The organism is Dehalococcoidia bacterium, assembly GCA_040902535.1.
In the GTDB taxonomy this organism is placed as follows: Bacteria; Chloroflexota; Dehalococcoidia; order DSTF01; family JACRBR01; genus JBBDXD01.
The window spans coordinates 49,867-62,440 of sequence record JBBDXD010000009.1 but is presented as its reverse complement, the minus strand read 5'-3'; the positions used below and the strand labels follow the sequence as shown (position 1 = coordinate 62,440).

Annotated in this window: 12 protein-coding genes; 2 read left to right on the top strand and 10 right to left on the bottom strand. The window is 65.2% G+C overall.

What is annotated here, in order from left to right; all coding sequences use genetic code 11:
- The first annotated feature begins 185 nt into the window (after positions 1-185).
- Both WEB52_04380 and WEB52_04375 read left to right on the top strand, forming a co-directional pair.
- The gene (locus WEB52_04380; protein ID MEX2225670.1) at positions 186-1,112 is read left to right on the top strand and encodes a TlpA disulfide reductase family protein; all 927 of its coding nucleotides are present in this window, start codon (positions 186-188) and stop codon (positions 1,110-1,112) included.
- A 446-nt stretch (positions 1,113-1,558) separates the two neighbouring features.
- The gene (locus WEB52_04375) at positions 1,559-2,866 is read left to right on the top strand and encodes a thiolase family protein (GenBank protein MEX2225669.1); all 1,308 of its coding nucleotides are present in this window, start codon (positions 1,559-1,561) and stop codon (positions 2,864-2,866) included.
- A gap of 126 nt (positions 2,867-2,992) precedes the next feature.
- On the opposite strand, the gene WEB52_04370 is transcribed toward WEB52_04375, so the two are convergent.
- The 10 genes from WEB52_04370 to WEB52_04325 form a co-directional block, all read right to left on the bottom strand.
- Positions 2,993-4,069: an SMP-30/gluconolactonase/LRE family protein gene (locus tag WEB52_04370; GenBank protein ID MEX2225668.1), complete on the bottom strand. Its 1,077-nt coding sequence runs from the start codon at positions 4,067-4,069 to the stop codon at positions 2,993-2,995.
- A 62-nt stretch (positions 4,070-4,131) separates the two neighbouring features.
- Positions 4,132-6,078, bottom strand: a complete 1,947-nt coding sequence (locus WEB52_04365; GenBank protein ID MEX2225667.1) for a DUF4012 domain-containing protein — start codon at positions 6,076-6,078, stop codon at positions 4,132-4,134.
- A 70-nt stretch (positions 6,079-6,148) separates the two neighbouring features.
- Positions 6,149-6,688 carry an Ig-like domain-containing protein gene (locus WEB52_04360; GenBank protein ID MEX2225666.1) on the bottom strand — a complete coding sequence of 180 codons (540 nt, stop codon included), beginning with the start codon at positions 6,686-6,688 and terminating at the stop codon, positions 6,149-6,151.
- A gap of 143 nt (positions 6,689-6,831) precedes the next feature.
- Positions 6,832-7,116, bottom strand: coding sequence for a hypothetical protein (locus tag WEB52_04355; protein MEX2225665.1), 285 nt, complete (start codon positions 7,114-7,116; stop codon positions 6,832-6,834).
- A 212-nt stretch (positions 7,117-7,328) separates the two neighbouring features.
- Positions 7,329-8,261 carry a methylmalonyl Co-A mutase-associated GTPase MeaB gene (gene meaB / locus WEB52_04350; protein MEX2225664.1) on the bottom strand — a complete coding sequence of 311 codons (933 nt, stop codon included), beginning with the start codon at positions 8,259-8,261 and terminating at the stop codon, positions 7,329-7,331.
- A 1-nt stretch (position 8,262) separates the two neighbouring features.
- Positions 8,263-8,685 carry a cobalamin B12-binding domain-containing protein gene (locus WEB52_04345; protein MEX2225663.1) on the bottom strand — a complete coding sequence of 141 codons (423 nt, stop codon included), beginning with the start codon at positions 8,683-8,685 and terminating at the stop codon, positions 8,263-8,265.
- Positions 8,686-8,778: 93 nt separating this feature from the next.
- Positions 8,779-10,134 (bottom strand): VOC family protein, encoded by a 1,356-nt coding sequence (locus tag WEB52_04340; protein MEX2225662.1) that lies wholly within the window; start codon positions 10,132-10,134, stop codon positions 8,779-8,781.
- Positions 10,131-10,553, bottom strand: coding sequence for a methylmalonyl-CoA epimerase (gene mce / locus WEB52_04335; GenBank protein MEX2225661.1), 423 nt, complete (start codon positions 10,551-10,553; stop codon positions 10,131-10,133). The genes WEB52_04340 and mce overlap by 4 nt, the downstream gene beginning before the upstream one ends.
- 53 nt (positions 10,554-10,606) lie before the next feature.
- Positions 10,607-11,068 (bottom strand): maleylpyruvate isomerase N-terminal domain-containing protein, encoded by a 462-nt coding sequence (locus tag WEB52_04330; protein MEX2225660.1) that lies wholly within the window; start codon positions 11,066-11,068, stop codon positions 10,607-10,609.
- A 202-nt stretch (positions 11,069-11,270) separates the two neighbouring features.
- Positions 11,271-12,512 (bottom strand): HD-GYP domain-containing protein, encoded by a 1,242-nt coding sequence (locus WEB52_04325; protein ID MEX2225659.1) that lies wholly within the window; start codon positions 12,510-12,512, stop codon positions 11,271-11,273.
- Positions 12,513-12,574: the final 62 nt, after the last annotated feature.

Here is a 12,574-nt window from a genome sequence, read left to right as displayed (position 1 = left end):
CAGGTTCAAACGGTCGGCCTGTTGCGGCCCTCTCATCCCGGCGCTTCCCCGGGCTCCCGTCCCTGTTATGCAGTTGTGTGAGTACCCTACTCCCGTCGGCGGCCCGAAGCAACCGCACACACGCATGTGCCGCAAGCGACGCGCGCGTCGCATCCAACGTCCCTGCTAAGCTCGGACGATGATCTATGAACCGCTTCGTTGATTGGCGCCGCCTCGCGCTCGCGGCGCCGCTGCTCGTGATCGCAGGCGTAGCGCTATACGCGCTTGTCTTACGCGGCGACGCCTCCGCCGGTACGCGCCGCGCGCTTCTTGCGGACACGCCTCCTGGCATCGAGGACAGCGTCGGCGTGCGCCAGGGGCAACTCGCGCGGGACTTCGTCGCTGTCTCGCCCGACGGGACGGAGGTCAGGCTCAGCGATCTGCGTGGAACGCCCGTCATCATCAACTTTTGGGCGTCGTGGTGTACGAGCTGTCTCGCCGAGATGCCGGAGTTCCACGATCTACAGCAGCGCATCGGCGTTGACAATCTGCAAGTGGTGGCGATCAACACCGGCGAGAGCGCCGATACGGCGCAAGAGTTCGTGGAGAAGCTCGGCGTCGATACGTTTCGCATAGCGCTCGACCCGACGCTTGTGGTCGCCGATGCCTACGGCGTGTTCGGCATGCCTACGAGCATCTTCCTCGACGCCGATGGCGTCGTCCGCGCGACGTATGCCGGCCATATCCCCGGCGATACGCTCGAAGAGTTCGTAACGGCGGCCCGGTCGGGCGCAAGTGCACCGGAGTCCGGCCCGCGCCTGCGCGTCGTCACGACCGTTGCACGCGAGCACGTGCTCGAAGTGCGCGAGGTGAACCGGCGCACGCTCGAAGTGCGTTCCAAGTCATTGCGTTGCGACAATTCCTACTGTGCTTCCGAGGCGATCGATGCGGTCTTCGCGCCGGGCGTGTCCATGGGCGTCAACCGCCATCTCGATGAAGATCCGCCACGCATCGTGATCGTGCTTGATCCTGACACACCTCGCGCCAGGGAAGCGATCGACGTCCTGCTTCGCGGACTGGCCGCCAACCCCGACCCCCTGTACGAGCGGCCCCTCGAGGTGATCTGGCGGTAATGCGCGATTACCAGGCGAGGGATCCGAACCCCAGGATCAATTGACGCTTTGCCTGCGGATCGGCGTTCATGCGACCGAGGCACGTACTGCACACCGCGCCGTCGAGGTCCACCGCGTCGCTGGCGCCGCGTCCGCAAACACGGCAGCGCGGTGCGGTGTACAGAGCAGAGCGACGCGACGTACTCCCCGGCATCATCACCACCCTACTCGACCCGCTCTGCCTTCAGCGAACGGCGCCTGTGCAGTGAGGGAACAGTTACGCCGCAACCCTGCGCCGCCGCGATCCTGCAGCCGTCCCGCCGCGAGGGAAGAGCCATTTCCTGCTAACCACGGCGGCGCGCACGTTCAGGCAAGGGGGTCGTACATAATCCATCTCTGATCTATCCTTCCCGTGCCTACCACTCGGACGTCGTCGATGCGCCGAGACCACCACAGGAGGAATTTGCATGGAACTCAACAACGTAGTCCTGGTCGATGGCGCTCGGTCCGCATTCGGACGCGGCGGCAGGGGAGCGCTGGTTGCGACCCGCCTCGACGAAGCGGCGGCGAAGGTCGTCCGCACGCTCATGGAGCGCAACCCGAAAGTCAGTCCGTGGATGATCGAGGACATGGGCCTCGGCAACGTCACCGGCGCCGGCGAACTCATTTTGATCGGCGCCAACAACGTCGCGCATCTTGCCGGGTTGCCGGCTGAGGTTTGTTCGTTCGATACGAACCGCCAATGCGGATCCAGCATGGAGACGCTGCACCGTGTCGCGCAGGCGATCGCCGTTGGCGCGATCGAATGCGGGATGGCGGTTGGCATCGAGCGCATGGGGCGGTCGCTGGGCGGAGGGCGCAACGGTGCGCCCAAGACGCACGTCACCGAGTTCAACAAGCGCCTCGTCGACATGAACGAGATGCAGCGCAACCTGGCGCCTGACCACTACGACAACTTCTCGGTGCCGTTCCCGGACTTCATCCTCGATTCCAGCCCGATCGCATCGATGACGCAAACGGCGCAGAACGTCGCGGAGGTATACAGCCTCTCGCGCGAGGAGATGGACCAGTTCGCGGTCGACAGCCACCGCAAGACGGCCGAGGCGTACGACAAGGGCATCTACAAGGACGAGGTGGTGCCGCTTGAGGTTGAAACGCCGGTCTTCGACGACCAGGGTAACTGGCTGTCAGAAGAGCGCGGCAAGAAGATCGTCTTTGAGCAGGATGAAGGTCTGCGGCGCGGCACGAACATGGAGGGCCTGGGCGCGCTCCAGCCGGTGAAGGGCATCGTCAGCTACGGCAACTCGGAGCTCCGGATCACGGCCGGCAACTCCTGTCCGACGAACGACGGTGTCTCAGCCGCCCTGCTCATGTCGGAGAAAAAGGCGAAGGAGCTTGGCCTGCAGCCGCTGGCGCGCATCATCGGCATGGGCGTTGCGGGGGTAAAGCCTCAGGTGATGGGCCTCGGACCGGTGCCCGCGACGAAGAAGGCGATGCGCCACGCCGGTATCACGGCCGATCAGATCGACCGTGTCGAATTCAACGAAGCATTCGCCGCCCAGGTGCTGCCGTCGTGCAAGGAACTTGGCATTCCGCTGGAGAAGGTGAATGTGAACGGCGGCTCGATCGCCATCGGCCACCCGCTCGGCGCTACGGGCGCGCGCCTCGTGTCGACCGTCGCGCACGAATTGCGGCGGTCCGGCAAGAAGTACGGGCTTGCGACGCAGTGCATCGGCGTAGGCATGGGTATCTCAACGGTAATCGAGGCGGTCTAATGCCCGCCCTCAGTTTGGTTATGCAGACACCGGCGGCAATAGCGCCGGTGTCTCCATTTGCGGTCATCGTTTGCATCGTCGTCATGGAGCACAGTCGGCCCCGCGAACCCGTGCGGTTGCCGGGCCTTAGTCGGTCCTGAACACGATCAGCTTGTCGGCCGCGGACTCCGCGCCCCAGACCTCGCCTTCACGCCCGAGGATCTGGCGCACGTTCGCGGGGTTACTCGGCAGCGGGAACGACTCGAACGTTTCCGTCTCCGGATCGAAGCGCACCATCGCGTTGCCGCCGAAGTCACTGAGCCAAACATGGTCGTTCTCGTCGACGTACACGGCGTACGTCATCGGGTTGGCGCCGGGAAGGCGCCACTCCCGCCAGGCGCCGGTCGCCGGGTCATACACCCCGACCTGTCCTGCATCCCATTCGCTGATCCAGATGCGTCCCTGCGAGTCGGACCACGCCCGTCGAGCGCCCTGCCCGGCGGTGGGCGGTTCCAGCACCGTGACTGCCCCCGTCTCGCGATCGATCGCGCCGAGGTAACTGCCTGCGAGCGATGTATAGAACACATTGCCGTCTGGCGTCGCGTCGATGCCGTACGGCCCGCGGCCGCGCGGCGCGTCGAAGACCTCCATGTCGCCCGTCTCCGGATCGAGGCGACCATACACGCCACTCTGGCCCGTAAACCAGAGCACGCCGCCGCCATCGAACGCAGCCGTGTTGAGATTGGCGCCGGGGCGATCCGGAGGCAGTGCGAACACCCGGACATCGTCCGTGGCGGTGTCCACGCGCACGATGGCGTTAAGACCACTGTCCGTGATCCATGCCGCTCCGTCCGGTCCGACGATCACGCCGTGTGGCGCAGACCCGGCGCCCAACGGGATGTGGCGCGTCGTTCCGGCGGCCGGATCGAGAATTCCGAGAGCGCCGCTGCCCTGGGCGGTGTACCAGACCGTGCCATCGGGCGGGGGTGCGACATCGTGCGGGCGCGATCCCGCCGGTACGTCGTATTCCTGGATCGCCGGAGCGGCGGGTGGCGCTTGGGTCGGTGCGCTCGTCGGCGTGGATGCCGGCTGCGTCGCCTCCGGGACCGACGACGGGGTGGCGTCGCTACCCCCGTCATTCCCGCATGCCGCGGCGAGAATGGTCAGACCTACGATCGCCGGAACCAGTAGCGGGCGCGACAACATGCTCGCTCCTCTTACCACGCGGTCAGCGTATCACGGGCGATGCGTAACAGGGTTGTGCACCGATTAGCGCGCAGGACTGTTCAGTGCGTGAAGGTGAGCGTGAGGACACGGTCCCGGGTGAGATCGATCGCAAAGCCGGAGGTTGTCTCGGCGCGCGCCGGTTTGCCATCAATCGACGCATCGGCGGCCGTCATGCCCTCGGGCGGCACGACTCGTACGTGAAAATCATCGATGCCCGTGCCGGACTGTTTGGCGATCCGCAGCGTGTAGCGCATGCCCGCTTCGTCGATCCTCGCGATGCCGGGTGTCTCGTAGGTGAACACCAGGCGTTCCTTCTGGTCGCGCGGAAGCGCGAAGAATCGCCCGAACACGCGTAACCCGTTTTCGCGCGACACCTCCTCGAGCCCCACCTCTTCTTCGTGATACTTCACCGATGTGATCGTGCTGCTCGGGGCGACGTAGAGCCGCAGGTATCCGCCGTAGAGGCCGCCAAGCATGAGCTTCTCGACGAGCGCTGGATCACGTCCGCGTTCCCAGGACGCCAGGTCATTGAAGTAGTCGACGGTGACGGTCGTCGTCGCGCTTCCGTCCGGCGCGAGGCGCACTTCGACGTCGACATCCTGGTCGAGGACGGCGTTGAGCTTTGTGCTGTGTACGCTGGCGTCGACGAGCATCAGGGAGTCGCTTCCATCGACGTGCTCCAATTCGCCGTCCCAGCCGAATTCACGGATCAGCGACTGGAGCCGCGGGTTGTACGAGTACAGCTGCAGGTCGCGCTCATCGCCCAGATCGCGGACCGTATCGAGCAACGGCGACCATGTGCCTGCGGCGGGACGGAGCACGCGGTCGAGCACTTCATCGGCAAGGACGGCGATGAACTCCTGTTTGCGGTCGCCCTGGGGCTCGAAGGCGATCCGGGTGTTCGCTTCGGTCAGGTCGAACGCATTGTGGGTGTCGACCGTGAGGTCGAAGTCTTCCAGGTACACCGGGCCCGTGACGGCGAGCAATTCTTCGAGCGTGTGTACGTTGATGCCGATGACGCCATCGACCGGCGGACCGCCGCCCCATTCGAAGAATTGCTGGGCGGTCGCGGCAGACGTCGAGAAGTCGGGCGACCAGTTGGAGACGAGAAGATTCCAACTCGTGTCTTTCAGCAGATATTGCTTCAGCGGCCGCGGTGGTTCGATGTAGACGTTGGTGCGGTCCATCCACTCTTCGCCGAACTGGACTGCGTCGCGGAACTCCAACTCTTCGATGCGCCCTTCGTTCAGTCGCAACACGCCCGCTACTGATACGAGGCCGCCGCCGGGCAGCAACTCCGCTTCGTTGTGCGCCATGATCAGGTACGTGCGCGGGCCATCGAAGCCCAGGAAGTCCGGCGCGAACGCCCGCGCGCGGCGGTATTCGTCCAGGAACTCCGCAAGTTTCCGCCTGCGCTCGTCCAGTTCGTCGAGCGCGTCGCGCATCGGCGGCAGCAGCGCCCGGTCGCCGATGTCGTCGCGCTTGCGGTCCACGTCTGAAAGCGAAGCTTCGATGTTTGCCATGTGCGGATCGGCCGCGTCGAAGACCACCATCGTCTTTTCGAGGAGCGTGCCGTCATCGCTCTTGATGCGCTCGACCTCTGCCGCGACCTCCACGCCTTCGATGCCTATCGCGGCAGCGCTTTCGCCGATCTCCGCCATGTCGACCGCAGCATTGGCCTGGCCGCCGATCAATGGCAGCCGCCGCGCTATCGCGACCGCAGGGTCGCTCCGCAGCCGCTCGCCGGCCGACGCAAATCGCTCCCGCGCCAGTTCGAAGCTGCTTCGCGCCTGCTCGAGGTCGGCAGGCGTCGCATCCAGCCGTTTGCCTTCGAGCAGATCCTGACCGGCTTCGAGGTGGTCGCGACCGTCATTGACCTCCGTGAAGCTCTGCCACGCGCGGAAGCCCTCGTACGTCGCGACGAGGAGCGCGAGCAGCAGGGCGGCGCCCAGTGCATAGCCGCGCAGGCGGCGGGAGGGCACGTCCGAGAGAGCGGGTTCTCGCATCACGTTCCGTCGCTGGATCGACCAAGCGGCACGACGCGTGTCGTGCCGCTCGGCAATGGCCTCAGGTGGATTATCGGCCGTGCGTGCGGCGAATCGCTCGCGCCCCGGCGACGATGAAGAGCGTCGCGGCGCCCGCGGCAAGCATCAGCGACCAGCGAAGGAGCGACTCGTCGTCATCGTTGATCGGCCCGAGACCGGTCTCGGGCGGCGCGAGTTCCTGGGCAACGGCGCCGGAGATCACCGACACCGATGTCTCGACATCGCCGCAATCAACAGCCACCTCGACGGCGCCCGTGCCTGATCCGAGCGTGAGCGTCGTCTTGAACTGCCCGTTGGCGTCCGAGACGCCGCTCGCCGGGTTGAGCGTCGCGCCGCCGGCGGGCTGTCGCACGATTCTCACTTCGACGTTGGTGTTCGGCGTAACATTGCCATTCGCGTCGCGGGTGGTGACTATCAGGTCAACGCTGCCGCCGGGCACGCTGATCGTCACCGAAGATACGGCGGCGCAGCTGCCGCTGGGTGGCGGATACTGGGCTGAAGCCAGGCCCGCATGCATCGCCAGCATAGCCGCGGCGCCGAGCGCGCCTGCCAGGATAAGTCGTCCCATCATCATCGCGTTCTCCTTCCGTGCGTCGCGATAGCGGCGCGCGGATGCACATGCCCTTGTGACAGAGTAAACGCGGGATCACGCGATATGACACAGCGACGGCTTGCGGGCTCGGCCCAGTTTTCTAACTTGACGTCAAGAAGCCCCTAGAACCCGCCACCCGGCTCGGTTGTGACGACGAGCTGCAGACCGCCGGGCGCTTCCACGGCGTCGATCGTGGCGCCGGCGAGCGCATCGGCGACACCGGGATCGATCGCCAGGATGACGCGGTCGCCGTAATCGACGAGCTGGTCACCATCGTGTTGCGCGCCGACCGACAGTGCGAGGCCCGCATCGCCCTGTTCGATCCGCAACACGTCGGTTGGATCCGTCTGGTTCTGCTCGAGCGTCGCGTGCAAGGCTTCCGCCGCTTTTTCGCTGACCTGGATCATCGAGGACGCCTCCTCCGGGAGAATGCAGAAACTTGTGCCTCTGCCACCGTAGCAGAGGTGGCCGGGCGGTTGGCGCGCTCGGGGGTGGCGAATGAGTAACGATTCCATCTCGGCTGATGCGACGACCCTGCCAGGCGCCGCGACGGCTCTCCTCGCGGCGTGCCGCTCGCCAACGCGAATCCGCTACGAAGCCTGCCTCTCGTTAGCGCTGCTCATTGGATCAGCCGGTCGGCCGCCGTGTGCGGGTCTATCTGATGCGTCGCTACCTGCTCGACAAGTTCGCCCAGTCTGCCGTCCGTGCCATGCTCTGCCACGACTCTGTCGAGCAGACGCTGCCGCGCGAGCGTCAGTACCTGGTGGCGCGCGCGTGCCCGCCGATGTTCCGCCTGCACCGCGCCCTGCCTGATGTACGCGCCATGCTCCTCCAGCGCATCGACCAGTTCGGCGATCCCTTCGTTCATCGCGCCGGCCGTGCGCAGGATCGGCGTCTTGCGATCCGCCGGCCCCGCATCGACGATGGACGCGAGCTGGCGCGCGAGTAAGTCAGCGTTCGGCAGGTCCGACTTGTTCACGACGAGCAGGTCGGCGATCTCCATGATGCCGGCCTTCATCGCCTGTACGTCGTCTCCTGAGCCCGGGGTAAGGACGACAACCGTCGTGTCTGCCATCATCGCGACCTCGACTTCGTCTTGCCCGGCGCCGACCGTTTCTACCAGGACGACGTCCTTCCCGAACGCATCCAGCGCAGTGACGACGCCCGCGGTCGAAGGCGCGAGTCCGCCAAGGTTGCCGCGCGTCGCCATGCTGCGCAGGAACACTTCCGGGTCCGAAGTCAGATCCTGCATTCGGATGCGGTCACCGAGCAGGGCGCCCTGGCTGAACGGGCTCGTCGGGTCGATCGCCACGATGCCCATGCTTTTGCCGCGCCGGCGCAGTTCAGGTGCGAGCGCCCCCGTCAGCGTGCTCTTGCCGGAGCCGGCCGATCCGGTAAGTCCGATGGTGTGCGCACGGCCCGACTTCGGGTAGAGGAGGGTGAGCGCCCGCCGCCCTGCGGGCGTGTCATTCTCGATCAGCGTCAAGACGCGCCCGAGGGCGCGGCGGTTGCCTTCCAACAGGCGTTCGACGAGTTCTTCGACCGTCGGCACGCTAACTCGCGCGACCGGGCCTGGAGCGCGCCCAGTCTTTGACGAACTTGATGATGTCCTCAGTCGATGTGCCGGGGCCAAAGACGGCCTGGAAGCCCATGCTCTTGAGCGGCGCGATGTCGTCGTCAGGGATGATGCCGCCGGCGAACAGCAGCACTTCTTCGGGTTCGATTTCGCGTTCGCGCAAGGCCTTCACAACGCGGGGGAAGAGCTCCATGTGGGCACCGGAAAGGATGCTCAGGCCAATGACGTCCACATCCTCCTGCAACGCGGCCTCGGCGATCATCTCCGGGGTCTGGCGGATGCCCGTGTAGATGACTTCCATGCCAGAGTCGCGCAGCGCCCGTGCGACGACCTTCGCCCCGCGGTCATGACCATCGAGCCCCGGCTTCGCAACGAGGACACGCAGCTTGTCATTCGTCATAGCGAGGGGATTATAGGTAACACTCGTGTTTATGGAAATCGAACGATGCTTGACGCGCGGTGATGACATCGCCGGCAGCCAGAGCGGGCGTCCCTACAGCACCGGCGGACGGCGCTCCACAAGCACAACGTTGACGCCATTCGCAGCGGCGGGATTGACCCGCGCAGTACGCGTCCCCGGCCATATCCCGTACTCGGCGTCCGATACGAAGACGCCCTTGGAGCGGAGGTCGCGGATCGCCTCGTCGATGTTGTCTACCGTCAGACCGATCGCGTACATGCCCGGGCCGCGTTCTGCTATCGCCTTCGCGATCCGATGGTCTGCGCTCAGGGGTTGCGTCAATTCCATGAACGCATTGCCGGCCGGGATCTTCACCAGCCGCAACGGCTGCGAGTCGGCGTCGATCGCCGGTTCGGAGGGCAGGCCCAGTATCTCGCGGAACTTCTGCGCCGTGGCGTCGACGTTCTCTGCGGAGACGGCGACGTGGTCGAGCGCGAGCGCGTTAAACGCGCGTCGTTGCGGCGCGTTGTCGTAGGCCATTCCCTGCGGGCCGCGCGACTCCTGGCGGAATGACTCCTGGGTGTGTTCGATGAGCAGCGTCGCGACGCCGTGGGCGTGCTCGCCCTTGACCGTCGCGACAAGTGTGCCGGGTTTGATGCCCGCGCGTGGCCCGGAAACGTCTAAGCCGGACGCCTGCAGGCGCTCGCATGTCTTCGCCAGGTCGTCGACGCCCCAGGCGATACCCCAAAGCCGATCGGGCTTACCCATGCCTTCTTCGGTCTGCTGGGCGCCGCCGCTGATCTCGATGGTGATGTCGTCGAGCCTGAAGAACAAGATCCGCGTATTGCGCTCGGGGAACGTCCGATCAAGCGCCAGCCGGACTCCGAGCGCGTTGCCCCACAGTTGTCGCGTCATCTCCATGTCTGCAGAAAGCACGACGGCGTGGTCCATGCGCTTCACGAATGCACCATCATCGACGGTCGGTGATGCTGGCGGCAGCGCGTCGGCGGGGGATTTGTGCTCGATGAAGAAGATGCGCAGCCCGTTCGATGCCTTTACGGGCACGACGGCGTTGCGCCACCGCCGGCGCGTGCCCGTGACCTGGTCTACACCTTCTCCGTCGTGCGGATCTTGCACCTCCAGGCCAGCGTCCCGCATCTCCCGCACGCCCGCGTTTACGTCCGGCGTGCCGAGCGCGAGCATATACAGGCCCTCGCCGTCATCGAGGCGCCGCGACAGCTCGCCTGCCCAGCGGCCGTGTTTCTTCTCGCCCAACCCGAGCAACTCGACATACGTGTTATCGAGGCGAAATAGCGTGTTGCGCGTGCCATACGTTGGGTGATCGCCACGCCACGACGGCTCACGCCCCAGCAGCGTTGTGTAATGGGCGGTCGCCGCATCGAGATCGCGGACCGCGATCACCACGTGATCGAGCGTGAGCTCGCTCATACTGGCGCCTCACGGGCGGCGTCGATCGGTTCGCACAACTCGACGAGCGTCCCGTCCAATGCCCGTGGATGGAGGAAACAGATGCGCCCCGCGAGGCCGACGCGCGGCGTCTCGTCGATGAGTTCGATCTGGCGCTCCTTGAGGGCGTCGAGATCGCGATCCACGCTGTCGACCTGAAAGCAGACGTGGTGCAACCCCTCGCCTCTGCTTTCCAGGTAGCGCGCGACGCCCGTATCCGCCGTGAAGGGTTCGAGCAGTTCGATCTCACTATCGCCGAGCGTGAGCAGCGCCGCGTGTACGCCCTGGTCTGCGATGGTTTCGAGCTTGTGGACGCGCAGTCCAAGCGTGTCGCGATAAAAGCGCATGGCTTGCTCCATCTCGCGCACGACGATGCCGACGTGATGCACCTTCTTGATCATGGCGAGTCGGAGTGTATCCGAGGCCCCGCTCTGGCGAAATCGCCGCGCAGGCGCTACCGGGGCGCTTTCCCGGAGGCGAAGGACTGGATCTCCGGCAGGTGCTCCTGGATGTGGCCATAGCCGCTCGCCTCGAGAAGCCGGTTGATCGTCTTGCCTTCGCCGTAGCGGTCGTTCGGGATAGCCGCCGCGGCACGCGCGTAGTTGGCGTATGCCTGTCGCAGGTTCGCGATGATCGTCTCAGCGTTCTGGGCCTTCATCGCCGAAGCAAAGCCGGCGTTCCATGCGTCGGCATCGGTGTAGTCGACGCCTTCCGGGACGGGCTTTTCGCCCCGCGCCATGCGCTCCATCGCCTCGCGCATGGTGTGCTGCCAACCCGCTATGTGCGCCAGGATGTCTTTGACGTTCCAATCACCGTAGAACTGCTGCGACATCGTGGCCTCGTCAAGCCCCTTGATCGACGTGAGCAGCGCGTTGAACTGTTCGTCGAGCTTTGCAAGTGCGGTCTGCTTGTCCATCATCGACACGCCTTTCGTCGCGTTCGAGGAAGCGTCCGTGCGCCCCGCTCCATCGAACAAGATCTCAGGAGTACTACTGCCGCCCCGAAACGGCGTTGCAGGCGCACGCGGAGCGAAGCGGTGTACAAGGCGAGTGTAGATACCAACGGCCGCGCGATCAATTTTGGTCGTGGCATCCCGTCGGGACGCGGACGCCGTGGCGTTACGCTGCCAGCCGATCCCCACCGGGCGCGAAGCGCATCTGCTCCTCCAGTTGCCGCAGCACGCCGCAGTCGTAGAGGGTCAGGAAGGCATCGACGACGGCCGGATCGAGGTGCGTGCCCCGCACGCGGCGAATTTCATCGACGGCCTCGCTCGCCGGCCACGCAGGCTTGTATGGCCGCTGGCTCACGAGCGCGTCGTACACGTCCGCGACAGCCGTGATCCGCGCCGCGAGCGGAATCGCCTCGCCCGCCAGACCGTCGGGGTAGCCGGTGCCGTCCCAACGTTCGTGGTGGGAGCGCGTCACCGCGCACGCTGTCGAGAACTCTTCATTCTCGGCGAGCAGTTCGTGGCCCCACAGCGTGTGTTTTTCGATTTCGCGGCGTTCGGCCGGTGTCAGGGCGCCCGGCTTCTGCAGGATCGCATCTGCCACCTGCGCCTTGCCGACGTCATGGATCATCGCCGCGTAGGCGATCTCGTTCGCCACGCGCTCGTCGAGCCCCATCTGCAGCGCCAGTACGCGCGAGTAATGCTCGATGTGCCGCAGGTGCTGGCCCGCGTCTGTGTCACGCGCCTCGACGATATTCGCGAGCATGCCGAGCGTTTGGCGCGACTTGCGTTCCAGCGTGACGCTGCGCTTGCGGATCTCGCCTGCCAGCGAGAGCGAGCAAAAGCCGGTGAGGACGAAGAACACAAGCCGCATCGACAGGTGCTCTCGAGAGTACGAATCGGCGTCAAAAAATAGCAGCGTCATTGTCACGAACAGTCCGGTCCAGAGCGTCGTAAAAAACAGCGTGCCGATGGGTCCGTAGTTCAAGGCGTTCGTGACGATCAATGTCATGAAGAGCAGCCATAAGTCCGACTCGTATCCGGCGTTACCCATCGCCCTGTACACGAAGATCGTCGGCACGATGACGATGAGGTTGTCGAAGACGAGCGAAACGCCGCGCAGAAGCTTGAGCCTGCGGCGCAGCACCAGGTATGCGAAGAGTCCGTTGTATACGCAGGCAGTTGCGCACGCCGCGAGGACCGCGTTACGCCCGGGGAGCGTCGTGCCCTGCAGAAATACCGATGCGGCCACCAGGAGGGCAATCACCGGCCGTACGATGAGAAAGTTGCGGTCCATCGAGAAGTTGCCGCTCTCCAGGAACGAATCAAAGCGCGCCCACACCGCAGCAGCGGGGTTGCGCCGAAGCCGCCCCGGCACATCGATCGTGCCGATCTGTGGAAGGCGTGCGTCCATTGCCAGAATGATCGGTACCTCTCCGAACGTGGTTGATCGCGCGGGCTAGGTGCCTGCACCCC